This window comes from Actinomycetospora sp., from assembly GCF_036497585.1.
Taxonomy (GTDB): Bacteria; Actinomycetota; Actinomycetes; order Mycobacteriales; family Pseudonocardiaceae; genus Actinomycetospora.
The window spans coordinates 16,889-37,933 of record NZ_DASXJD010000002.1 but is presented as its reverse complement, the minus strand read 5'-3'; the positions used below and the strand labels follow the sequence as shown (position 1 = coordinate 37,933).

Below are 21,045 nucleotides of genomic sequence, written 5' to 3'. Positions count from 1 at the left end.
CCCCGAAGCGCTACGACCTCATGCAGCAGATCAACTCCAAGGGCACCTTCCAGCTCACCCGGGCCGCGCTGCCGCGGCTCTTCGAGTCCGAGGACCCGCAGGTCGTCACGCTCGGCCCGCCGATCAACCTCAAGCCCGAGTGGCTCGGCAAGTTCCCGTCCTACGCCCTCTCGAAGTACGGCATGACGCTGCTGACCCTCGGCTTCGCGGCGGAGTTCGCCGACCGCGGGGTGCGCGCGAACTGCCTGTGGCCGCAGACGACGATCTCGACCGCCGCGGTGGCGAACCTCCTCGGCGGCGACGAGGCCTCCCGTCGCGCGCGCTCGCCCGAGATCATGGGCGACGCCGCCGTCGCGCTGCTCACCGACGCCGAGCGCCCGACCGGCCAGGTGTTCCTCGACGTCGAGGCGCTGGCACGGGCGGGCGTCACCGACCTGTCGCCCTACGGCGGCGGCGAGGACCTCGAGCTCGACTTCTTCGTCGACGAGTTCTGAAGCGTCAGTTCTCCACCGGACGGATGGTCAACGTCCGGATCCGCCCGTCCTCGTAGGTGAAGGTGAAGGCGAGGTCGACCGGGCTCCCGGGGAAGTCGCCGCTGATGGCGACGAGCGCCCGCTCACCGTCGGCGATGGGCTCGATCGCGCGGACGTCGTAGTGCACCTCGGGCACGGAGGTGCGCCAGGCGCGGACGGCGTCGATGCCCCGGTGGTGGCGGCCCTCGTCCTCGACGACGGCGTCGTCGGCGAACTGGGCGTGGTAGGCCTCGAGATCGGGGTCGGCGGCGAGGACGAAGTAGCGGCGGACGAGGTCCTGGGTGGCTGTCACGGCGACCACGCTGGGCTCTCCCGTGGGGGGAGGGTCCAGGCTCGGACCGTGAGCGCGTTGTTGAGCATCGGCGAGTTCGCCACGGTGACGCACCTGAGCGTGAAGACGCTGCGGCACTACCACGAGGCCGGCCTGCTCGAGCCCGACCAGGTCGACCCGCACTCGGGGTACCGCTACTACTCGCCGCGGCAGGTGGCGACCGCCCAGATCATCCGGCGGTTCCGCGACCTCGACATGCCGGTACGCGACGTCGCCCGCCTGCTCGCCACCGGCGACGTCGAGGAGCGGTCGGCGCTGATCGCCGAACACCTCCAGCGTCTGGAGCGGCGCCTCGCCGCGACCACCGACGCGGTCGGCGCGCTCCAGCGCCTCCTCGCGCCGGACCCGCCGCGCCTCGACGTCGTCCACCGGCGCGAGCCGGCCCGCCGGGTCACCGCCGTCGAGGGCGACGTCGTGCTCGAGGACGTCCTGCCCTGGTACGGCGCGGCGATGGCGGAGATCGACGCGGCGGTCGACGCCGCCGGCGCCGTCCGGACCGGGCCGCCGGGTGGTCGCTACGACAACGCCCTGTTCACCGAGGGCGCGGGGCACGCCTGCGTCGTGGTGCCCACCGACCGCGACGTGTGGGACGGGCGTGTCCATCCGGTCGACCTACCCACCCGCGAGCTCGCCCTGACCGTGCACCGCGGACCGCACGACGACATCGACCTCACGTACGGCGCCCTCGGGGCCCACCTCGCCGAGCACGCCCTGGTGGTCGACGGACCCGTGCACGAAACGTATCTGATCGGGCCATCCGAGACCGACGACTCAGCCGCCTGGCGCACCGAGATCGGCTGGCCGGTGTTCGCTACGAATCCGGGCGCGTAGGGCGAGGGCGAATCGGTTACACGAGCCGTGACCGGCCTGCTGAACCGATCACGACGAAAAACCCGACGAGTCGAGGGCAGGCCGACAGGAGGCAGATGGTGGACGCCGTCGAGTTCGAGCGCATCAGCTACCCGGCCGCGGCCGAGTCGTGTCCGGCCATCCGTGACGACGTCCGGGCGTGGCTCGATGGCTCGGGGGTGCCCGGCGAGGTCGCCCGCGGCGTGGTCCTGGCGGTGAGCGAGGCGATCGACAACGTCGTCACCCACGCCTACGGCGTCGGGACGGGCGCACCCACGGGCGCCACCATCGACCTCACCCTGGTCCTCGACGGGGCCGAGGTCGTCGTGACGATCGCCGACCACGGCCAGTGGGCGCAGCCGGAGACCACCGACCTCGAGCACGACGCGACCGACCGCCCGGCCCAGCACGGGCGCGGCATCATCCTCATGAACAGCCACGTCGACGAGGTCGCGATCCGCCACGACCGTGACGGCACCTCGGTGCTGCTGCGATCGCGGCTGGTCCGCGAGGGCGCCTGACCGGGGCGGTCGGGCTCACCCGGCGGTGACGGCGACGGTGTGCCAGCCGGTGGCGCCGTCGGGGTCGGGTGGGCTCTCGATGGGCGTCTGGACGCCGCCCGTCGCGTCGGTCGCGCGGACCTGGAGGGTGTGCGGCCCGGGCGGGAGGTCCAGCGTCGCGCGCCACATCCGCCAGGTGTCGATCGAGACGTCTGCGGCGAGCTCGGCCGCCTGCCACGGCCCGGCGTCGGCCCGGACCTCGACGCGGGTGACGCCCCGGTGCTGCGCCCAGGCCGTGCCCGCCACGATGACCCGCCCGGCCGGCACGGAGGCGGCGTCGCGGGGCACGTCGATGCGGGACTGGGTCTTGATCGGACCCCGCGCCGACCAGCCGCGCTGCTGCCAATACGACCGGAACGCGTCGTAGGTGGTCAGCTCGATGTCGGTGATCCACTTGCACCCGGAGACGTAGCCGTACAGCCCGGGCACCACCATCCGCACCGGGAAGCCGTGCTCGAGCGGCAGCGGCTGACCGTTCATCCCGAGCGCGAGCATGGCGGGCCGCCCGTCGGTGCAGGCCGCGACGGGCGTCCCGGTGGTGAAGCCGTCGACGCTGGTGGAGGCGATCTGGTCGGCGCCGCCCCGTACGCCCGCCTCGGCGAGCAGGTCGCGCAGCGGGACGCCGACGAACACGGCGTTGGAGACGAGGTTCCCGCCGACCTCGTTCGAGACGCAGGCCATCGTGATCGGAGCCTCGAGCAGCGCCCGCCGGCGCAGGGCGTCGTAGTCCAGGACGATCTCGTGGTCGACCAGCCCGTGGAGCCGCAGCCGGTAGTCCGCCGTCGAGACCTGCGGGACCTGCAGCGCGGTGTCGATGCGGTAGAAGTCGGCGTTCGCGGTGAGCCAGCTCGGGGTGCCGGAGGACGCGAAGTCGGCCCCCGGCGGCGTCGTCCCTCCCGCGCCCGGCAGCGGCCCGACGGCGTCCCGGGAGGCCTGGACCGCCGCCGCCGATCCGAGCAGACGGCCCACGTACCCGGCCACCGCGGCACCGACGAGTGCGACGCCCATCCCGAGGAACAGGCGCCGGCGCGCGTCCTCGGTCGCGACGGGAGCCGCTTGGGGGTCGGCGGTGGACGCGGCGGCCCGGCGGGCGAGGGTGTGCAGGACGACGAAGCTGGCCGCACCCGCGACCAGGGCCGCCAGCGGCGCGGTGAGGAAGGTGGGCGTGGCCGACGGCTCGGCCAGCGCGCACGTCACCCCGACCAGCCCCAGGACGAGGACGAGCGCGAGGGCCGGGAACGGGGACCGTCGGGACGCGAGCCCCCCGAGCGCGGCGACGACGGCGATCACGACGGCCATGCCGGCCAGCAGCACCTGCTTGTCGTGCACCCCGAACGTGCTCGTCGCAAAGTCCTTGAGCCACGCCGGGGTGAGCCGGATGACCTGGTCGCCGACCGCGAGGACGGGCGAGGACGACGGTGCGGCGAGGCCCGCCACGAGGTCGCCGACGGCGAGCGCGAGCGCGACGGCCAGGACAGCGACCGCCGCGGCGACCCACCGTGGCAGGACCGCGATCGGGGTCTCCGCCGCCCGCTCCGGCGGCGGGTCGAGGTCGGTGGTCACGGGAGGTCTTCGCGGTATCGGCGCGTCGGGTTCACGCGGGGGCGTCGGCGGTCCGCAGGGCGCGCAGCGCCCCGAGTGCGGCGGCCCGCGCGACCTCGTCGCCCACCAGCCCGTCCTCGCGGACGGCGTCGCGGGTCAGCGGGAGACGCAGGCACGCGTCCTCGACCACGTGGGCCCCGACGTACCCGAGCACCTTCGCCAGGGACTCGTGGGCGTCGGCGCCGCCGCTCGGGGCGGCCGGGCCCGAGACGTTGAGCCACCCGACCGGTTTGCCGCTGATCGAGCGCGGGTCGGCGTCCCCGACGGTCCAGTCGAGCAGGTTCTTGAACGCCCCCGGCAGCGCCCCTGCGTACTCGGGAGTGCATAAGAGGAGCGCGTCGGCGTCGTGGATCGCGTCGCGGAGCCGGGAAACCTGGCCGGGGAGGGGGTCGCGGTCGTCGTCGGGGTTGAAGGCGGGCAGCGTCGCGAGGTCGGCGTAGACGTGGGTGGTGAACTCGGGTGCGGCGAGGGCGTGCAGGGTCCGGAGCATCGCGGAGTTCGTCGACCCGCGCCGGGTGCTGCCGGAGATCAGCAACGTGTCCACGGTGGCATCGTCCGCCGTCGTCGTGCTCTTGTCGCGGCCTGGCCCCGGAGCCGCCATGGCCGCGTCACCGGGCATCGTGGAAGATCACTCCCAGCACGTGGCGGTTCCCGGAGTGGACCGCGGAGACGCCGTGGCGCATCTGCACCCGGTGGTAGCCCCGCGAACCCTGCTTCGGCCGGTGCCGGACCGGGAAGACCACCGCCTCGCCGAGCCCGGGCCGCGCGACCATCGCCCGGGACTGCTGGCGCGGACGCTGCTCGACGAACACGCTCTCGCCGCCGGTGAAGTCGACGTCCGGGGTGTTCAGCATGACCAGGACCTGCAGCGGGAAGGTCAGGTCGCCGTACACGTCCTGGTGCAGGCAGTTGTAGCCGGTCGGGCCGTAGCGCAGCACGAGCGGCGTCGGCTTGTGCTGCCCGACCTCCGCGCACCGTGCCCGCAGCGCCGCGTGCTCGGCCGGCCACGTCGGCTCCCCGAGGATCTCCGCCCACCGGTTCGCGATCGCCGCCAGCGGCGGGTAGAGCCGGGTGCGCAGCGCCGCCACCAGCGGGGGCAGCGGGTCGGCGAAGTAGCGGTAGCGCCCCTCGCCGAACGAGAGCCGGGCCATGTCGATCGTGGACCGGAACGCGGCGTCGTCGTCGAACACGTCGACCATCGCGCGGCACTGCTCGGGGGACAGGAGCGGGCCGAGCGTCGCGAAGCCCTCGGTGTCGAGCGCGGCACCGACGCGTTCCCGGTCCAGGTGCTCGAGGGCCGGGAGCCCGACCTCGTCGACGGCGGTCATCGCTCGACACCCCCACCAGCGATCGCGCCCTCGGCCTCCAGCAGCCGCTGCTTGGCCGGGGCTCCGAAGATGTACCGCCCGATCCCCCCGCTGCCGCTGGGCACGACGCGGTGGCACGGGATGAGCAGCGGCACCGGGTTCGTGGCGAGCGCCGTCCCGGTCGCGCGCACCGCGCCCGGGCGCCCGACCTCGGCGGCGACCCAGGCGTACGGCCGCGTCTCCCCGGCCGGGATGGTCCGGGTCGCGGCGAGGACGTCGCGCTGGAAGTCGGTGATGCCGAGCAGGTCGAGGCGGGGCCTCACCGCCGCGTCGCCGTGCAGCGCCGCCTCGAGCCCCTCCGGCACGACGGCGGAGGCCCGCAGCGGACGCCCGACCCGGCGGCGGTAGGCGGCGCGGAAGTCCTCCTCGTCGAGGTCGGCGGTGGTCCGCAGGAAGCTGATCCCGTCGTGGGTGCACGCCACCCGCACCGGGCCGAGCAGGCTGTCGGTGGTGAGCCAGGAGTCGAAGAGGCGGTCGGTGAGGTCGGGGGGATCCACCGGCGCCAGCGCGGCGAGGCGGTCCAGGACCGGGTCGTCGCCCTTCAGGTCGAGGGGGGTCACGGGAGGTCTCCTGTCTCGTCGATGAGGGTGCGCAGCCGGGCCAGCCCGCGCGACACGTGCGACTTCGCGGTCCCGACCGGGCAGCCGAGGACCTCGGCGACCTCGCTCAGGGGCAGGTCGGTGACGTGGCGCAGCACGACGGCGGCGCGCTGGGTCTCGGGGAGCCGGGCGAGCAGGGCGGCGAGCTGCCCGGTGGTCTCGGTGTGCTCGGCCCGCTCCTCGACGCTCGGGCCGGGGACGGGCTCGTCGGGCACGGTGGCGCCGTCGGTGCGGGGACGGCGGGCCGCGTCGCGGACCTGGTTGCGGCGGGTGTTGACGACGATGGTCAGCAGCCACGGCCGGGGTGCCAGGCCGTGCAGCCACGTGCGGTCGCGGTCGGCGAGCGACCGGTACGCCCGCAGCAGCGCCTCGGCGGCGAGGTCCTCGGCGTCGGCGCGGTGCGCGGTGGTGCGCAGTGCCACCGCGAAGACCAGGCCCTGGTAGGTGCGCACCAGTTCGGCGAACCCGTCGTCGAGGTCGCGGACCAGCGCCGCGACCACCCGGTCGGCGTCCGGGTCGGCCCTCGCCGCCGCGGCCATGGTCGGGGTGCTCATGTCCCGGTCAACCCCGATCCGGCCGCGTCGGTTGCAGTGGGCTAGTCGAACCCGACGACGGCTCCCTGCGCGGCCGACCCGACCAGCCGTGAGTACTTCCCGAGCACCCCGGTGCGGTGCTTGGGCGGCGGCGGGGTCCAGCCCTCCCGACGGCGGGCGAGTTCGTCGTCCTCGACGAGCAGGTCGAGGGTGCGGGCGGCGAGGTCGAGCCGGATGCGGTCGCCGTCGCGCACGAACGCGATCGGCCCGCCGTGCGCGGCCTCCGGGGCGACGTGCCCGACGCACAGGCCCGTCGTCCCGCCGGAGAACCGGCCGTCGGTGAGCAGCAGGACGTCCTTGCCCAGCCCGGCCCCCTTGATCGCCCCGGTGACGGCGAGCATCTCGCGCATTCCCGGCCCGCCGCACGGGCCCTCGTCGCGGATGACGACGACGTCGCCGGGCTGCAGCCCGTCGGGCCCCGTCGACTCCACGGCGTCCATCGCGCCCTGCTCGCCGTCGAAGACGCGCGCGGTGCCCTCGAAGGACGCGGAGTCGAAGCCCGCCGACTTGACTACAGCTCCGTCGGGGGCGAGCGAGCCGCGCAGGATCGTCAGGCCGCCGGTGGGGTGGATGGGGTTGGAGAGCGGCCGCAGGATGTCGCCGTCGAGCGGCTCGGGGGCGAGCTCCTCGAGGTTCTCGGCGAGGGTCTTACCCGTGACCGTCAGGCAGTCGCCGCGCACCAGCCCGGCGTCGAGCAGTGCCTTGAGCACCACCGGCACGCCGCCCACCCGGTCGACGGTGTTCATCATCCAGCGCCCGAACGGCTTGACGTCGGCGAGGTGCGGGACCTTGTCGCCGATGCGGTTGAAGTCGTCGAGCTCGAGCGGCACGTCGGCCTCGCGGGCGATCGCGAGCAGGTGCAGCACGGCGTTGGTGGAGCCGCCGAAGGCCATGACGACCGCGATCGCGTTCTCGAACGCCTCGCGGGTCATGACGTCGCGGGCGGTGTGCCCGCGGCGGAGCATCCCGACGACGGCGTCCCCGGACTGCCGGGCGAAGCCGTCGCGGCGGCGGTCGGCGCTCGGCGGGGACGAGGACCCGGGCAGCGCCATGCCCATCGCCTCGGCGGCGCAGGCCATGGTGTTCGCGGTGTACATGCCGCCGCAGGCGCCCTCGCCGGGGCAGATGGCGCGCTCGATCTCGTCGACCTTCTCGCGGGTGATCAGCCCGCGGGCGCACGCCCCGACGGCCTCGAACGCGTCGATGATCGACACCTCCTTGCCGTCGACCATGCCCGGCATGATCGACCCGGCGTAGAGGAAGACGCTGGCGAGGTCGAGCCGGGCGGCGGCCATGAGCATGCCGGGAAGCGACTTGTCGCAGCCGGCGAGCAGCACCGTGCCGTCGAGCCGCTCGGCCTGGACGACCGTCTCGACGGAGTCGGCGATGACCTCGCGGCTCACCAGCGAGTAGTGCATCCCGACGTGGCCCATGGAGATGCCGTCGGACACCGAGATCGTGCCGAACTCCATGGGGTAGCCGCCCGCGTGGTGCACGCCCTCCTTGGACGCCGTGGCGAGGCGGTCCAGCGAGAGGTTGCACGGGGTGATCTCGTTCCAGCTCGACGCGACGCCGATCTGGGGCTTGGAGAAGTCGTCGTCGGTCATGCCGACCGCGCGCAGCATGCCGCGCGCGGCGGCGCGCTCCATCCCGTCGGTGACGTCGCGACTGCGGGGCTTGACGTCGTGCTGCGTCGCTTCGCTCGGGGTGGTGGTGCCGACGCGGTTCGCCATGCCCCAGACCGTAACGCGCGGGCCCGACAGCGTCCCCTCAGCGCGAGGTCGCGGCGAACTTCTCGAGCGCGGCCTCGGTGACCGGCTCGAAGAGGTTGACCAGGGTCCCGTCGGGGTCGCGCAGGAGCAGCGACCGGTTGCCCCACGGCATCGTCGTCGGCTCCTGGACGACCTCGAGGTCGTCGCCACCCCGGGCCCGCGCCGCGGCGAACGCCTCGTCGACGTCGTCGACGATGAACTCGACGATCGCGGACCGGTTCGCGGCCGGGTCGGCGACGCCGGCGCCGAAGAGCGCGAGGGTGCGGGTGCTGCCGATCGCGAGGGTGCCCGACGTCGTGCGCAGCTCGGCGAAGTCGTCGGTCGCCCACGACGCGCGCACGCCGGTGACGCGCTCGTAGAACGCGACGAGGCGGGCGACGTCGTCGGTGATGATCCGGACGGACACGAGGTTCACGGGGAGCTCCTCTCGACGTCCCCCGGCGGGTCCGGGGTACGGGAGGAACGCTAGGAGCGGTGGCGGTCAGGAACGGTCCGCCTCCGGAACGGGATCGCGGTCATGCCTCGGTCCGGCTGGCGTTTCGAGCGAAGGTGCCCTTCGGTCGATTAGATGGGCCGGGGGCGCCCTTCGCCGGAACAGCCCGGGTGGCGCCGTCGTGAGCGAAGGGCGCCTCTGATCGACTAGATCGACCGAAGGGCACCTTCGCTCGGAAGCCACGGCCGGCATCGACACCCTCTACCGCGCCACCGACGGCACTCCCGGACGCAGCGCCCGCGACCGCGAGTTCCTCGCTCCCCAGGGCTACGGCGACGAGGTCCGGGCCGCGATCCGGGTCGGCGAGGGCACGTGGGGGTGCTCGACCTCTTCCGCCACCGCGACCGCGATCCGTTCACGCCCCGCGACGTCGCCGTGCTCGCCTGAGGCCGCCGGCTCAGGCGGTGACCGTGGTGGTCGTCCCGTCGGCCCAGACGACGAGGCCGCTGCGCCCGACCCGGTGGCCGAGCCAGTCGGCGGCCTTGGCGCCGAGGACGTAGGCGGCGGTGGCGTCGACGTCGGCGTCGGTCAGCGAGCGCGCCACCACCGTGACCTGCGCGACGACGTCGGGGGCGGCACCGGTGCGGGCGTCGACGAGGTGCGCGCCACGGTGGGCGGTGCCCGAGGTGGCGACGGCCCCGTCGCGCACGGGCACCACGGCGAGGACCCGGGTGGGGTCGTGGGGGTCCTCGATCCCGACCCGCCACGGCTCGCCCTGGGTGGCCCGGCAGACCATGTCGCCGCCGGCGGAGAGGCAGAAGTCGGTGTCGGGCAGGGCGCGCAGGGCGCCCGCCGCCCGTTCGACGGCCCAGCCCTTGACGACGCCGCTGGGGTCCAGTTCCGGGCGCCACACCGAGAACGCGCGGTCGGTGGCACGCTCGGCGCGGGCGCCGATCGCGAGGACCTCCCCCACCTCGTCCGGGGCGTCGGTCAGGGCGAGCTCGCCCCGGCGGATCGCGGTGACCACCGAGTCGGGGCGGTAGGTGCTGAACACCCGGTCGGTCTCGCGCAGCGAGGCCAGCACCGCGGCCCAGGCGGCGTCGGCCTCGCCGTCGTCGGTGTGCCGCCCGCGCAGCGCCAGGCTGATCGGCATCCCCATCACGTGCTCGACCCGCCGCGCGACCGGGACGAGAGCGGCGGTCACGCCACACCGGCCTGGTCGAGCGCGGCCTGCAGCGAGCGGACGTACCCCGTGGAGGTGTAGGTCGCGCCGCTGACCATGTCGATCCGCGCGCTCTGCGCCTGCAGCGTCTCCCGGACCAGGACCGGCACGGCCGCCGCGTTGATCGCGCGGTCACGGGCGTTCTCGTCGGGGTGGCGCAGGACGTCGACGGTGGTGATGCGGCCTCCGGAGAGCGTCGCCCGGACCTGCACCTGACCCCACTTCACCTGCACCACGGGGCCGGTCACGGTGCCGGACCAGCCGCTGCGCGCACCGCCGCCCGGCGGCGCGGCCGCGGGCAGGGCGGCGGTGTCGACCGCCCCGGCGTCGGCGGCGGTCGTGTCCGGCGCCGCGGCGGCCTCCGGGAGCGCCGCCGACGTCGACGTCCGGTAGGAGAAGAGCAGGACGACGGCGCTGAGCGTGGTGAGGCCGCAGAGCGCGATGCGGCGGGTGCCGCGGTCGAAGCGGGACATCGCGGGACTCACCATCCGAAGGCCTCGACGTGGACGCGGTCGGCGGGCGTGCCGGCCGTGAGCAGGGTGCGCTGGACCAGGTCGGTCCACGGGGTGGGGCCGCAGAGGTAGACGTCGCGCTCGGCGACGTCGGGCACCCGGGCCCGCAGCACGGCGACGTCGTCGCCGGGGCCGACGCCGGGGCCCAGCCAGGAGTCCGGGGCGCGCCGCCGGCCGGGCAGCGGGACGAGCGTGAGCCGCCGGGCGCGGGCGAGCGCCGCGAACTCCCCCGCGAACAGCGGTGGCCCGGTGAAGCGATGGAGCACGACGACGTCGGCTCCCGCCGGGTCGGCCGCGAGCTCCTCGGCGAGGGCCCGCAGCGGGGTGATCCCGACGCCGGCGCCGATGAGCACGACGCCCGGCCGGCTCCGGGCGCGCGCGGTGAGCCGGCCGAAGGGTCCCTCGATGAGCACCTTGGTGCCCGGACGGAGCCCGGGGAGCTCGGCCGTGCCGTCGCCGAGGTCCTTGACGGTGATCCGCAGGCTGCGCCCGTCGGGCGCCGCCGAGAGCGAGTACGGGTGCGCGCGCGTCCAGCCGGTGCCCGTCAGGAACCGCCAGGTCAGGAACTGGCCGGCGCGGACGCCGAGCTCGGCGAGGTGCTCCCCGGCGAGGTAGACCGACACGCAACCGTCGCCCTCGGGCACCACCGAGGTGACGACGAGTCGGTGGTGCAGCGTCCGGTAGAGCGGCACCGCGACCCGCCACACGAGCACCGCGGCGGCGGTCAGCGCCCACGCCGTCCACCAGAAGACCGTCCGCGCGGTCGAGGCGAGGAACTCCTGCCCGGTCCAGAGCTGGTGGGGCAGCGCGAGCCCGACGCCGAGGTAGGCGTAGAGGTGGAGCAGGTGCCACGACTCGTAGCGCATCCGCGCCCGCGCCGCGCGCAGACTGGTCGCCGTCACCAGGACCAGGCACGCGGTGCCGGCGGCGGCGAGCAGCATCCCCGGGTAGGTGACCGTGAGGTCCCACAGTTCGCCGGGGGCGGCCGCGAGGTCGCCCGCCGCGTAGCCCCAGGTGATCAGCCCGACGTGGGCGAGCATCCCGGTGAACGACGTGAACCCCACGAGTCCGTGCAGCACCGCGAGCCGGTCCTGCCCGAAGGCGCGCTCGAGGCCCGGCACCCGGGCCATGAGCAGCACCTGCACCAGCATCAGCAGCGAGGCGAGCACTCCGGTCAGCCGGCCCAGCGAGGTCAGCCCGGTCGCCCAGCCGCCCAGGTCGGCGAGGCCGCCGCCGGTGGCCCACGACGCGAGGATCACCACCAGCGCGGCCAGGACCACCGTCCGGCACGCCGTGCGCACCGCACGGTCCCGCAGCGCCGTCGGGAGCCCGGGCGGGCCGGACACGGCACCGTCGGGACGGACGCCTCGCTCGACGAGAACGGTCACGGGCCACCTCCTGCGGCTCCCTCGACCGGCGCCGGGTGGCGCGGCGCCGCGATCGTGACACCCGGGTCCCGGCCGCCGTGGCCGAACAGGGAAACCCGTGCGTTCAGGCGCCGGGGACCTCGAAGTGCGTGCGCGGCCGCTCCTGGTCGACGCCGTCGAGACGCAGGTCGACCTTCTCGGTCCACACCGCCGCCAGCCCGGCGACCTTCTGGCTCTCGGGCAGCGGGGCACGGTAGATCCAGAACAGGTCGGGGTGCCGGGTGCCGTCGGGCAGCTCGACCGAGAAGTAGGTGGCCGTGCCCTTGTAGGGGCAATGGGTCACGGTGTCGGACGGTCGCAGCAGGTCGAGCCGCAGGTCGGGCAGCGGGAGGTAGAACCGCGGCGGGAGGCGGGTCTCGAAGAGGACCGTCGGGCGGGTGGAGTCGGCGAGCACGACGCCGTCGACGGCGACCTCGACGTGCCGCGAGCTCGCGAGCGCGTCGATGCGGACGTACGGGTCCCGGGCGTGCACCTCGACCGGCTCGTCCTCCTCGAACCACTGGTCCATCGCGGACCACTCGACGCGGACGAGGTCGACCGGCACCCCCTCGACCTCGAGGCGCACCCGTCGGAACGACTCCGCCGGCAGGGCGTCGAGGTCCACGTCGGCGACCGGCAGGTGGTAGGTCGGGTAGAAGGGCCACTCCCACACCAGGACCGGCGCGTGGGTGTCGACGACCACCCGGCCGCCGACGACCGCGCGGATCCGCTTCTGGTGCCCTTCGGGCAGGTGAGCACTATTCCGTGTCATAGGGCGGAATAGTGCCCACGAGCGCGTCAGCGCACCTCTGGCGTGAACGCCACCTGCTGCCGCTTGACCCCGCGGATGAAGTTGGTACCGAGCAGCTCGGGCTCCGCGGTGACGTGGATGTCGGGCACGCGGGTGAGGATCTGGCGGAAGAGCGCCCGGAGCATCGTCTTCGCGAGCTGGTTGCCCAGGCAGAAGTGGGTGCCGCCGCCCCCGAACCCGACGTGGGGGTTGGGGCTGCGCGCCAGGTCGAACTCCCCAGGGTCCCCGAAGACCTCCTCGTCGCGGTTGCCCGAGGAGTAGAACATCACGACCTTGTCGCCCTCGGCGATCGTGCGCCCGCCCAGCTCGGTGTCCGCCACCGCGGTGCGCCGGAACGTCATCACCGGGCTGGCGTAGCGGATGAACTCCTCGACCGCGGTGCCGATCCGCTCGTCGAGGTCGGCCGCGAGCCACTCGCGCTGGTCGGGGTGCTCGGTGAAGTGCTTGATCGTCAGCGTCGAGGTGTGCTTCGTGGTGTCGTTGCCCGCCACCGAGAGCAGCACGAAGAAGGCACCGATCTCGTCGTCGGTCAGGTGCTGCCCGTCGACCTCGGCCTCGATCAGACCGGTGAACAGGTCGTCGCCGGGGTTCTCCTTGCGCTCGGCGACGATCTCGGCGGCGATCTCGTGCAGCTTCTTCGCCGCCTCGAGCTGGACCTGCGACGGGTCGCGCCCGGCGAGGTGCTCGGGGTCGGCCCACGACACGATCTCCTGGGCGGCGGTCGCCGTCTCCTCCTGGAGGTGCTCGGGGACCCCGAACATCGCCGAGAACATCTTCAGCGGCAGCCGGCTCGCGCACCGTTCGACGAACTCGATCTCGCCGGAGGGCTCCGAGGCGAAGGAGTCGACCACCTCCTGCGCGGCCTGCTCCACCTGCTCGGAGATGCGCTGGATCTGCTTCGGCGTGAACGCCTTCTGGACGATCTTGCGCAGGTCGTTGTGGCGCGGGTTGTCCATCGCCATGAACGACTGGGTCATCTCGAGGAACTCGGGCGGCAGCTGGTCGAACAGGACGCCCTGCCCGGAGACGAAGACGTCGTTGCCCTGGCTCACGGTGGTGATGTCGGTGTGGGTGACGACGGCCCAGTACCCCGGGTCCTCCGGGTCGGGGGCGACGGCGTTCTCGATCGGGCGCTGCCAGGAGACCGGCTCCTCGCGTCGCAGCCGCGCGAAGGTCTCCTCGCGCTCCTCGGCCGTCGCCTCCCAGAACTCCCGGCCCGAGATGTCGATGGCGGAGTACTCGCGGTCGGAGGTGGAGGTGTCGGTCGGCACGGACATCGGCGTCTCCTCGCGTCGGCGGCCGGACGTGCCAGACCTGTGCACCACCTCACAGGCCCCACAAACCACTCCTCTCCCCAACGGGGGAGCGATGCACCCCTCCCGTCGGACAACCGCGCCTACCCTCGGCCCATCGAGACGATCACCGCGGACCACCTCCTCGCCCGCGCCCGGGCGGCCGCGCCCCGGGCGGGAGCCGTCCGGCTGCTCGGGAACGACGGCTTCTCCGGCTTGGGCAAGACCAGCCTGGCGCTGCACCTGCGCCGCGCCGACCCGACGATCACCGTCCTGTCGCTCGAGACCTTCTACCTCGGCTGGGAGGGGCTCGCGGCCGGTCCGCGGCGCGCCGTCGAGCAGCTCGTCGAGCCCCTGGGCCGGGGCGAGGTCCCCGTCGTCGAGCCTTGGGACTGGCGCCACGACCGCGTGTCCTGCCCCCGTCGTCGTCCGGTCGGGTCGCTCGTCGTGCTCGAGGGCTGCGGGGCCGTGGCGCGGCCGCTGCGCGACGCCCTGGATCTCGCGGTCTGGGTGGACGCCGACCCCGCCGAGCGGGAGCGCCGGCTGCGCGACCGCGACGACTGGGCGGTCTACGCCCCCCACCGCGACTCCTTCGCCCGCCAGGAGCAGGAGCTCGCCGCGACGGCCGGCTCGCGGGCCGCCGCGGACCTCGTCGTCACCCGGAGCGCGGACGGGACGTGGTCGACGACGACCGCTACCGACGCAGACGAATGGGTACGGTCCGGGCGTGACGGCGACGACGGACGTGCCTGACAGCGGGACCGTGAGCAGCACGGACGCCGACCAGTGGCGCGAGGTGACCGAATGGAAGGAGCGGATCACCGAGGACGACGGTGGGCCGCTCGCTCCTGTGCGCGACACGGTGACCGAGGTGCGCTCCCTGATCCAGGGCGGGCTGCGCCGCGTGCCCGGGGTGGCCCAGCTCGACGACGTCGTCCACGACGTGCTGCACCAGCTCGCGGCCGCCGGGGCGGGCGCGGGCGCGGCGACGCTGCGCCGGGAGGCGGTGTTCGCGCGGTACCGGGCACGGGGGCACGACGTCGCCGACTTCAAGGACATCCGCGCCCTCGACGTCGCCCACGTGCAGGAGGCGATGCCCCGGCTCGACCTCGCCTACCCGGTGGCCGCGGCGCTGCAGGGCGGCACGACGAGCCTGCTCATGACGACGGGTGCGTCGGCGGCCGCCGGTGGTTCCGGGCTGCTGGGGCTCGGCGGGCTGCCCGGGATCGCCGTGATCGTCGGCTCGCTGACCGGTGACGCCGTGCTCACCGTCGCCGCGTGCACGCGGGCGGTCGCGCACGTCGGCGCCTACTACGGCTACGACGTCACCAAGCGCTCCGAGCAGGTCGTCGCGCTGGCGATCCTCGCTGTCGGGCTCTCCAAGGACGCCGACGCGCCGGAGGCCTACGACGAGGTCGTGTCGCTGATCGCCTCGCGGGAGAAGGACAAGGAGAAGAAGAAGCGCCAGCAGCGCCAGATGCGCCGCCTCGCCCGGGCGGTGCACCAGCGACTGCTCTCCCAGATCGGGCAGCGGGAGCTCGCCCAGCTGGTCCCGGTGGTCGGGGTCGGGATCGGGGCGGGGCTCTCGGGCCGGCTGCTCGGGCGCGTCGTCGACGCCGCCGAGCACCTCTACCGCGAGCGGTTCCTGCACGAGAAGTACGAGATCCCGATCGGCGAGGAGCCCCCGGAGGAGCTCCTCGCCGAGCCGCAGGGCTGAACGGGTGATCACGCGATTCCGGTGATATCGCTGGTTCACCGGGCGTCCATGTCACCTCCACGGTGCGGCCGCTCGCGCTCCGTAGCGTCCGCCCCATGTCCGCGGCGGTGGCGCTCGACCCGATCGTGATGTCGGCCGGGGATGCGCGCGCCTGGGACGCGGTGCAGTGCTGGCGCACCGCCGGTCGCGCCGGCCCCGGCTGGTGGGGCCGTCTCGGCTCCCTCGTGGTCTCCGGCCTGCGGCTGCTGCCGGGCGCGGGCCTGGTGGACGAGGTCGTCGTCGGGGCGGTCTCCGGGCCGCTGCGCGAGGCCGGGATGCGGCTGGGGTGGCTCCTCGCGGGGCGGACGGAGCACGTCGTCGCCGCGCTCGCCGAGGCCGGACACCCCGTCGAGGCCCCCGCGGACCTGCGCCGCCTGGAGGTCGACGACCTGCGGGCGGTCCGGATCTCCCTCACCCGGGTCCACGTCGGGGCGGCCGGCCTGCGCGGCGGGCTGGCCGGTGCCGCGGCGGGAGCGGCGGCCGGGGCGTCCAGCGCCGCTACCGGGGTGGTGGCCGCGCTGACCGCCGCCGCGCTCGACACCGTCCTGACCGCCGCGACCTGCACGCGCGCCGTCGCCCGGGTCGCCATGCACTACGGCTTCGACCCGGCCGAGCCCTCGGAGCGCGAGTTCGCGCTGGCCGTCCTCGCCGCCGGCCTCTCGCCCGACCCGCCCCGGGCGGCGGCAGGCGAGGTCCGCTTCGCCCACCCCGGGTACTGCGAGCTCGCCCGCGGCCTGCCGGTGCTCGGCGTCGGCCTCGGTGTCGTGCTCTCCACGCGGCAGATCGCACGGGTCCTCGAGACCGCCGAGCACCTCTACACCGAGCGGTTCCTGCAGGAGAAGTACGGCCTCCCCGGACGGGCCCCGGCCGTCGCGTCCTGAGCGCGGCTCTCTCAGCCCACGGGCAGGACCAGCAGCAGCCGCCCGTCGTCGGGGGCGCCGGGCAGGTCGACGACGCGGTCCGGGAGCGCGCCCAGCCCGGCGGGCGGGGCCGCCCCGACACGCACCGGGCCGAGGACGACCAGGTCGACCTCGGTGGTGGCGGCGTGCTCCCGCCCGGCCAGCACCGCCGTCGTCGTGACCGGACCCGGCGCGCGGGCGGCGAGCCACCCGACCGCGGTGCGGTGGGCCCAGGCCGCCGCCCACCGCCGCTCGCGGGGCTCCCAGGTCTCGTCGGAGGTGTCGGCGTCCAGCGCCTCGAGCAGCGCGGGCCAGGCGGCCAGCCGGGCGGCCAGGGCGTCGCTGCGCCGCAGGTCGCGCTGCTCGGCGCGGGCGCCGTCGACGGTCTCGACGGCCCAGGCGTAACGCTCGACGTCGAGGCGGAGCAGGCCCGCCAGCGCGGCGCGCAGCTCCGGGGCCTGGTCGGCGGGCGGGGCCACCGCGTGCAGCCGGGCGACGACGTCGCCGAGCTCGCGGCGGGCGAGGTCGGCGCTGGGCCGGGCGGCGAGCCGACGTCCGGTGGCGACGATCCGCCCCACCGCGACGAGCCCGTCGGTCGGCGGGCGCACGGCGGCGGGCAGCCCGGCGAGCAGCGCCCGCAGCCGGCCCACCGCGTCCAGCACGGCCCCGACCCGCAGGCAGGTCTCGCGCAGCGACAGCAGCCGGTGCACCAGCAGGGCCCGCTGCTCGGCGGGGCGCAGGGTACGTCCCAGCCCGGCCAATGCGACGGCCATCGCGGCCTCGATCTGGCGCAGCCGCAGGTGGTGCGCGACGGCGGCGGCGCCCTCGGCCGTCGTCGGATCCACCCGGTTGATCGCCAGCGCGGGCAGCAGCGCCTCGGCCTCGCGCTGCTCCTCGGACTTGAACATCCGCCGCAGCGCGCCCCCGCCGTCGAGGAACTCCGCGAACCGCTCGAACGCCTCGGCCGCCGCACCCGGGTCGAGCTCCCCGGTCACGCGGACCTGGGCGGTGCCGGACCCGAGGTCGTGCGCGCCGACCCGCTCGACGTCGCGCACCGCCCGGGTGACCCGCGCCCAGGCCGGCCCGGCCCGGCCCGCCAGCACGGCCTCGACGACCCCCCGCGCCCAGGTCGCCTCCTCGCCGGTGCGCCCGAGGGCGACCATCGCGTCGTCGATGCGGCGCAGCACCGGCTCCAGCGCCTCGGCCGCGTCCGGTGGGAGGCAGCCGAGGGCGGCGACGAGGGGACGCACGGCCTCGCGGGCCGGTGAGGACGCCGGGCCGACGACGTCGAGCAATTCGTCCGCGAGCTGCTCGACGTGGGGCTCGGGCGGCAGCTCGGCGGGCGGGGGCAGCACCTGCTGGCGCCGCGCGGGGTCGAGCCGGGGCTCGGGGCCGTGCTCGGCGACCAGCAGCCGCCGCAGGTCGGTGAGCTCGCGGGCCTCCAACGGCGGGGTGACCCCACCGGCGTCGCCGTCGGTCCCGGGTGGACCGAGGAGCACCGTGAGCCACCCGTCGGTCTCCGCGGTGGCGGCGAGCTGCTCGGCGATCTCCTCCGCCGTGCCCGAGAGCCCGGGCGCCACGCGGTGGGTGGTCGCCTCCGGCTCGTCGAGGTGGGTCCGCCACGTGGCGGCGGCCGCGGGGCTCGTCGCGACGACGAGGACCCGGCGGCCCGCCCGGCGCAGGCCCCCGACGAGGCCGGCGCGGGCCCCGTCGTCGAGACCGCTGACGACGGACGACACCGCCCGGCCCTTCGTCGAGACGGGCGAGGACGGCGCGGTGCGCCGTGGGCGCGCGGGGAGCCTCGGTGGTCGTCGTCGCGACGCCCGCGGGCCCGCCGGTGCCGGCGCCGGAGGCCCGCGCGGTCCCGGAGGTCGCGGACGTCGTCGACGTCGCGGGTTCGGGCGAGTCGTCGCCCGCCCGTTCCGCCGTGGCCGTCACCGTGGTGCACCTCCCGGGGGTCTCAACGGCCCAGTACTGCCTGCGATTCGGCCCATGTTCACCCGCGGGGCCGGTCCGGTGGGAACCGACGGGGCCCGGATCACCTCCCAGGGAGCGACGACGATGATCGGAGGCGCGATGACCCAGCACCCGGACCCGCCCCCCGCGGACGCGCTCGCGCAGGCCGCGGCTCTGCTGGCCGAGCTCGCCGTCGGCTGCTCCGGCGGGGCGAGCGACGTCGGGCGGGTGCGGGCGCTGCTGGTGGGGCGGTGGGGCGACGCGGTGCTGGACGCCGCGGGCGACCGGGCGCTGCTCGAGGCGGTCGAGGCGCTGTGGTCACGGGGATGGACCCCGCGCGACGTCGTGGAGGTGCTGCGCCGGCGGCTGGGCGCCGGGGTCGTGGAGCTCGCGGCCGACGTCCTCGGGGCCGATGCGCGGCGCCGGCCCGCCACCTGGTCGATCGCGGGGGTCGACGCGACGGTGTGGTGGGACGTCGGGCGGCCGCTGGTGGCGCAGTGGCGGACGGGGCGGGGGCTCCCGGGGGCGGAGTCCCTGGGGTGGGTCGTGCGGCTCGTCGGCGAGATCCGTCGGCTGCCGCCGCTGCCCGCGGTCGGGCCGGCGGACAGGGGCGGCGCGGGGAACCCCGGGGCCGATCCGCGGGTGCTCGCCCGGGTCCGGGGCCTGCTCGCGAAGGCCGAGTCGACGTCGTTCCCCGAGGAGGCGGAGGCGCTCTCGGCGAAGGCCCAGGAGCTCATGGCCCGGCACGCCCTGGAGCGGGCGCTGGTGGAGCCCCGGCCCGGCCCGTCCGGCCGGTCGGCGTCGGCGTCGGTGCGGCGGCTGTGGCTCGACGCGCCCTACACCTCCGCGAAGTCGAGTTTGGTGCACCAGGTCGCCGCGGCGAACCGCTGCCGGGCGGTGAGCCTGGCGGCGCTGGACCTGGTGACGCTGGTGGGCTGGCCGACCGACCTCGACACCGTCGAGCTGCTCGTGACCTCCCTGCTCGTGCAGGCCGGGCGGGCGATGGCCGCGGTGGGCTCCCCCGGGTCGCGGACGGGGGGCTCGCGGACCCGCTCGTTCCGCCACGCCTTCCTGCTCTCCTACGCCACCCGCATCGGCGAGCGGCTCCGGGAGGCCGACGCGGCGGCGCAGGAGCAGGCGGTGCGGGAGTCCGGAGGCGCGCTGCTGCCGGTGCTCGCCGCCCGGGGGGAGGCGGTGGAGCGCACCACGGCGGAGCTCTTCCCCCGGCTCACGAGCAAGCGGTTCTCGGTGGGCAACGCCGCGGGCTGGCAGGCCGGGCGGGAGGCGGCGGACGCGGCCAGCCTGCGCGTCGGGCGGGAGGCGCTCGAGTGACCCTGCCCGTCGCCCGAGGCCCGGCGGCTGTCACGATCGTGGGGTGGGCACCTCGAACCGCGAGCGCCGCGCGGCCAAGCAGCGTCGTCGTGACGAGCGCCGCGGCGTCCCGGCCGGCGGACCCCCGCCGCCCGACGTCGGGCGTGGTCTGCCCGCCGAGACGCTGCGGCGGCTGCTGCGCCGCGCCGGCGTCGATCTCGCTGCCGGGCGCGAGGACGCGCTCACCGAGCTGCGCCACCTGCTCGCCGAGCACCTCGCCCGCCGTCGGGCCGAGATCCTGACCGCGTGCGACGAGGTGGTGGCGGGCGTGGCGGCGCCGGCCGCGGCCGACCTCCCGGACGGTCTGCTCGCCGCGCTCGACGGGTCGCCGCACCCGGTCTCGACGTGGGCGGACGCGGCCGGGGTGACCACGGAGGACGCCACGCTGGCGACGGTCCGCCTCCTCGCTGCGACGACCGACTGAGCCGCGACCTCGACACCGCACACCGAGGGCGACCGCCCGGCCCGTCGTGTCGTCCGGCCGGGTGGTGATGTGCGGCGGCCCGTTCTCCCGACCGGTGTCGCTGCGTTGACCAGGTGTGGGCAGGGGGCGGGCGAGCGTCCCCGACCGCCCACGGGGGGCGACCGCCGGAGACGGCGGCGCGTGCGTCCCGGGGCCCCGGGGGGAGCACCGGACGCACGCAGGATCGGGAGGGCCGGGTCGCACCCCGGCCCGGTCCTCCTGGATCCGGGTTGACCTGGACCATGGTCGAGGTCCACCGTCGGGGGCATGACCGCGGCCACTGCCGAGCTGACCGTCGGGGAGGTCTCCCGACGCAGCGGGGTCGCCGTGTCGGCCCTGCACTTCTACGAGCGCGAGGGGCTCATCGCGAGCCGCCGGACCTCCGGCAACCAGCGGCGGTTCCGCCGCGAGGTGCTGCGCCGCATCGCCTTCATCCGCATCGCCCAGCGGGTGGGGGTCCCGCTCGCCCAGGTCCGCGAGGCCCTCGACGAGCTCCCCGACTCCCGGACCCCGACCCGGGCCGACTGGGAGGCCCTCTCCCGCGCGTGGCGCGCCGAGCTGGACGACCGGATCCACCGGCTGCAGCAGCTGCGGGACGACTTCTCCGGCTGCATCGGCTGCGGCTGCCTCTCGCTGGACCGCTGCACGATGTTCAACCCGGGCGACCGGCTCGGCGAGGAGGGCCCAGGACCGCGGCGCCTGGCGTGACGGCGTCCTC

General features: G+C 75.3%; 23 protein-coding genes. 9 read left to right on the top strand and 14 right to left on the bottom strand.

Going from position 1 to position 21,045, the window contains the following annotated elements:
- Positions 1-494, top strand: a 494-nt coding sequence (locus VGH76_RS00200) for an SDR family oxidoreductase (RefSeq protein WP_331554580.1), incomplete at its 5' end; no start/stop codon positions are given.
- A 4-nt stretch (positions 495-498) separates the two neighbouring features.
- On the opposite strand, the gene VGH76_RS00195 is transcribed toward VGH76_RS00200, so the two are convergent.
- Complete coding sequence (locus VGH76_RS00195; protein ID WP_331554579.1) at positions 499-825, bottom strand: nuclear transport factor 2 family protein; 327 nt, start codon at positions 823-825, stop codon at positions 499-501.
- Between the two features lie 48 nt (positions 826-873).
- On the opposite strand from VGH76_RS00195, the gene VGH76_RS00190 reads away from it, so the two are divergent.
- Positions 874-1,695, top strand: a complete 822-nt coding sequence (locus VGH76_RS00190; RefSeq protein ID WP_331554578.1) for a MerR family transcriptional regulator — start codon at positions 874-876, stop codon at positions 1,693-1,695.
- A gap of 95 nt (positions 1,696-1,790) precedes the next feature.
- The gene (locus tag VGH76_RS00185; RefSeq protein WP_331554577.1) at positions 1,791-2,234 is read left to right on the top strand and encodes an ATP-binding protein; all 444 of its coding nucleotides are present in this window, start codon (positions 1,791-1,793) and stop codon (positions 2,232-2,234) included.
- Positions 2,235-2,249: 15 nt separating this feature from the next.
- Here the strand turns inward: VGH76_RS00185 and VGH76_RS00180 are convergent, their stop codons facing one another.
- The 12 genes from VGH76_RS00180 to VGH76_RS00125 form a co-directional block, all read right to left on the bottom strand.
- Positions 2,250-3,836: a molybdopterin-dependent oxidoreductase gene (locus VGH76_RS00180; RefSeq protein ID WP_331554576.1), complete on the bottom strand. Its 1,587-nt coding sequence runs from the start codon at positions 3,834-3,836 to the stop codon at positions 2,250-2,252.
- A gap of 31 nt (positions 3,837-3,867) precedes the next feature.
- Positions 3,868-4,419: an NADPH-dependent FMN reductase gene (locus VGH76_RS00175; RefSeq protein ID WP_331554575.1), complete on the bottom strand. Its 552-nt coding sequence runs from the start codon at positions 4,417-4,419 to the stop codon at positions 3,868-3,870.
- A gap of 64 nt (positions 4,420-4,483) precedes the next feature.
- Positions 4,484-5,203, bottom strand: coding sequence for a 2OG-Fe(II) oxygenase (locus tag VGH76_RS00170; RefSeq protein ID WP_331554574.1), 720 nt, complete (start codon positions 5,201-5,203; stop codon positions 4,484-4,486).
- Positions 5,200-5,802, bottom strand: coding sequence for an MGMT family protein (locus tag VGH76_RS00165; protein WP_331554573.1), 603 nt, complete (start codon positions 5,800-5,802; stop codon positions 5,200-5,202). The genes VGH76_RS00170 and VGH76_RS00165 overlap by 4 nt, the downstream gene beginning before the upstream one ends.
- Positions 5,799-6,395, bottom strand: coding sequence for an RNA polymerase sigma factor (locus VGH76_RS00160; protein ID WP_331554572.1), 597 nt, complete (start codon positions 6,393-6,395; stop codon positions 5,799-5,801). Before VGH76_RS00160 ends, VGH76_RS00165 begins: the two co-directional genes overlap by 4 nt.
- 41 nt (positions 6,396-6,436) lie before the next feature.
- Positions 6,437-8,167, bottom strand: coding sequence for a dihydroxy-acid dehydratase (gene ilvD / locus VGH76_RS00155; RefSeq protein WP_331554571.1), 1,731 nt, complete (start codon positions 8,165-8,167; stop codon positions 6,437-6,439).
- Between the two features lie 37 nt (positions 8,168-8,204).
- On the bottom strand, positions 8,205-8,621 hold the full coding sequence (locus VGH76_RS00150; RefSeq protein ID WP_331554570.1) for a VOC family protein: 417 nt from the start codon (positions 8,619-8,621) through the stop codon (positions 8,205-8,207).
- 475 nt (positions 8,622-9,096) lie between these two features.
- Positions 9,097-9,843: an FAD:protein FMN transferase gene (locus VGH76_RS00145; protein WP_331554569.1), complete on the bottom strand. Its 747-nt coding sequence runs from the start codon at positions 9,841-9,843 to the stop codon at positions 9,097-9,099.
- A complete protein-coding gene (locus VGH76_RS00140; RefSeq protein ID WP_331554568.1) occupies positions 9,840-10,334 on the bottom strand; it encodes an FMN-binding protein in 495 nt (164 codons plus the stop codon). The genes VGH76_RS00145 and VGH76_RS00140 overlap by 4 nt, the downstream gene beginning before the upstream one ends.
- An 8-nt stretch (positions 10,335-10,342) precedes the next feature.
- A complete protein-coding gene (locus tag VGH76_RS00135; protein ID WP_331554567.1) occupies positions 10,343-11,761 on the bottom strand; it encodes a ferredoxin reductase family protein in 1,419 nt (472 codons plus the stop codon).
- Positions 11,762-11,864: 103 nt separating this feature from the next.
- Positions 11,865-12,551 carry a DUF427 domain-containing protein gene (locus VGH76_RS00130; protein WP_331554566.1) on the bottom strand — a complete coding sequence of 229 codons (687 nt, stop codon included), beginning with the start codon at positions 12,549-12,551 and terminating at the stop codon, positions 11,865-11,867.
- 26 nt (positions 12,552-12,577) lie between these two features.
- Positions 12,578-13,867 (bottom strand): cytochrome P450, encoded by a 1,290-nt coding sequence (locus tag VGH76_RS00125; RefSeq protein WP_331554565.1) that lies wholly within the window; start codon positions 13,865-13,867, stop codon positions 12,578-12,580.
- Between the two features lie 231 nt (positions 13,868-14,098).
- Between VGH76_RS00125 and VGH76_RS00120 the strand changes: the two genes are divergently transcribed.
- From VGH76_RS00120 to VGH76_RS00110, 3 genes are all read left to right on the top strand, one after another.
- Positions 14,099-14,635, top strand: a complete 537-nt coding sequence (locus tag VGH76_RS00120) for a hypothetical protein (RefSeq protein ID WP_331554564.1) — start codon at positions 14,099-14,101, stop codon at positions 14,633-14,635.
- Positions 14,636-14,645: 10 nt separating this feature from the next.
- Entirely contained in the window at positions 14,646-15,599 is a 954-nt protein-coding gene (locus tag VGH76_RS00115; RefSeq protein ID WP_331554563.1) for an EcsC family protein, read from the top strand.
- A gap of 95 nt (positions 15,600-15,694) precedes the next feature.
- The gene (locus tag VGH76_RS00110) at positions 15,695-16,519 is read left to right on the top strand and encodes a hypothetical protein (RefSeq protein ID WP_331554562.1); all 825 of its coding nucleotides are present in this window, start codon (positions 15,695-15,697) and stop codon (positions 16,517-16,519) included.
- A gap of 11 nt (positions 16,520-16,530) precedes the next feature.
- Here the strand turns inward: VGH76_RS00110 and VGH76_RS00105 are convergent, their stop codons facing one another.
- Entirely contained in the window at positions 16,531-18,276 is a 1,746-nt protein-coding gene (locus tag VGH76_RS00105; RefSeq protein ID WP_331554561.1) for a hypothetical protein, read from the bottom strand.
- Positions 18,277-18,598: 322 nt separating this feature from the next.
- On the opposite strand from VGH76_RS00105, the gene VGH76_RS00100 reads away from it, so the two are divergent.
- The 3 genes from VGH76_RS00100 (at position 18,599) to soxR (ending at position 21,035) form a co-directional block, all read left to right on the top strand.
- Positions 18,599-19,825, top strand: a complete 1,227-nt coding sequence (locus VGH76_RS00100; RefSeq protein WP_331554560.1) for a DUF2786 domain-containing protein — start codon at positions 18,599-18,601, stop codon at positions 19,823-19,825.
- A gap of 43 nt (positions 19,826-19,868) precedes the next feature.
- Positions 19,869-20,288, top strand: a complete 420-nt coding sequence (locus tag VGH76_RS00095) for a hypothetical protein (RefSeq protein WP_331554559.1) — start codon at positions 19,869-19,871, stop codon at positions 20,286-20,288.
- Between the two features lie 306 nt (positions 20,289-20,594).
- Positions 20,595-21,035 carry a redox-sensitive transcriptional activator SoxR gene (gene soxR / locus VGH76_RS00090; RefSeq protein ID WP_331554558.1) on the top strand — a complete coding sequence of 147 codons (441 nt, stop codon included), beginning with the start codon at positions 20,595-20,597 and terminating at the stop codon, positions 21,033-21,035.
- The last annotated feature ends 10 nt before the right edge of the window (positions 21,036-21,045 follow it).

Bases quoted from the DNA above. Each gene is read 5' to 3' on its own strand.
- VGH76_RS00130 (WP_331554566.1), bottom strand. From the start codon at position 12,551: ATGACACGGAATAGTGCTCACCTGCCCGAAGGGCACCAGAAGCGGATC.
- VGH76_RS00100 (WP_331554560.1), top strand. From the start codon at position 18,599: ATGATCGGAGGCGCGATGACCCAGCACCCGGACCCGCCCCCCGCGGAC.
- soxR (WP_331554558.1), top strand. From the start codon at position 20,595: ATGACCGCGGCCACTGCCGAGCTGACCGTCGGGGAGGTCTCCCGACGC.
- VGH76_RS00170 (WP_331554574.1), bottom strand. From the start codon at position 5,203: ATGACCGCCGTCGACGAGGTCGGGCTCCCGGCCCTCGAGCACCTGGAC.
- ilvD (WP_331554571.1), bottom strand. From the start codon at position 8,167: ATGGCGAACCGCGTCGGCACCACCACCCCGAGCGAAGCGACGCAGCAC.
- VGH76_RS00185 (WP_331554577.1), top strand. From the start codon at position 1,791: ATGGTGGACGCCGTCGAGTTCGAGCGCATCAGCTACCCGGCCGCGGCC.
- VGH76_RS00140 (WP_331554568.1), bottom strand. From the start codon at position 10,334: ATGTCCCGCTTCGACCGCGGCACCCGCCGCATCGCGCTCTGCGGCCTC.
- VGH76_RS00110 (WP_331554562.1), top strand. From the start codon at position 15,695: ATGTCCGCGGCGGTGGCGCTCGACCCGATCGTGATGTCGGCCGGGGAT.
- VGH76_RS00160 (WP_331554572.1), bottom strand. From the start codon at position 6,395: ATGAGCACCCCGACCATGGCCGCGGCGGCGAGGGCCGACCCGGACGCC.
- VGH76_RS00125 (WP_331554565.1), bottom strand. From the start codon at position 13,867: ATGTCCGTGCCGACCGACACCTCCACCTCCGACCGCGAGTACTCCGCC.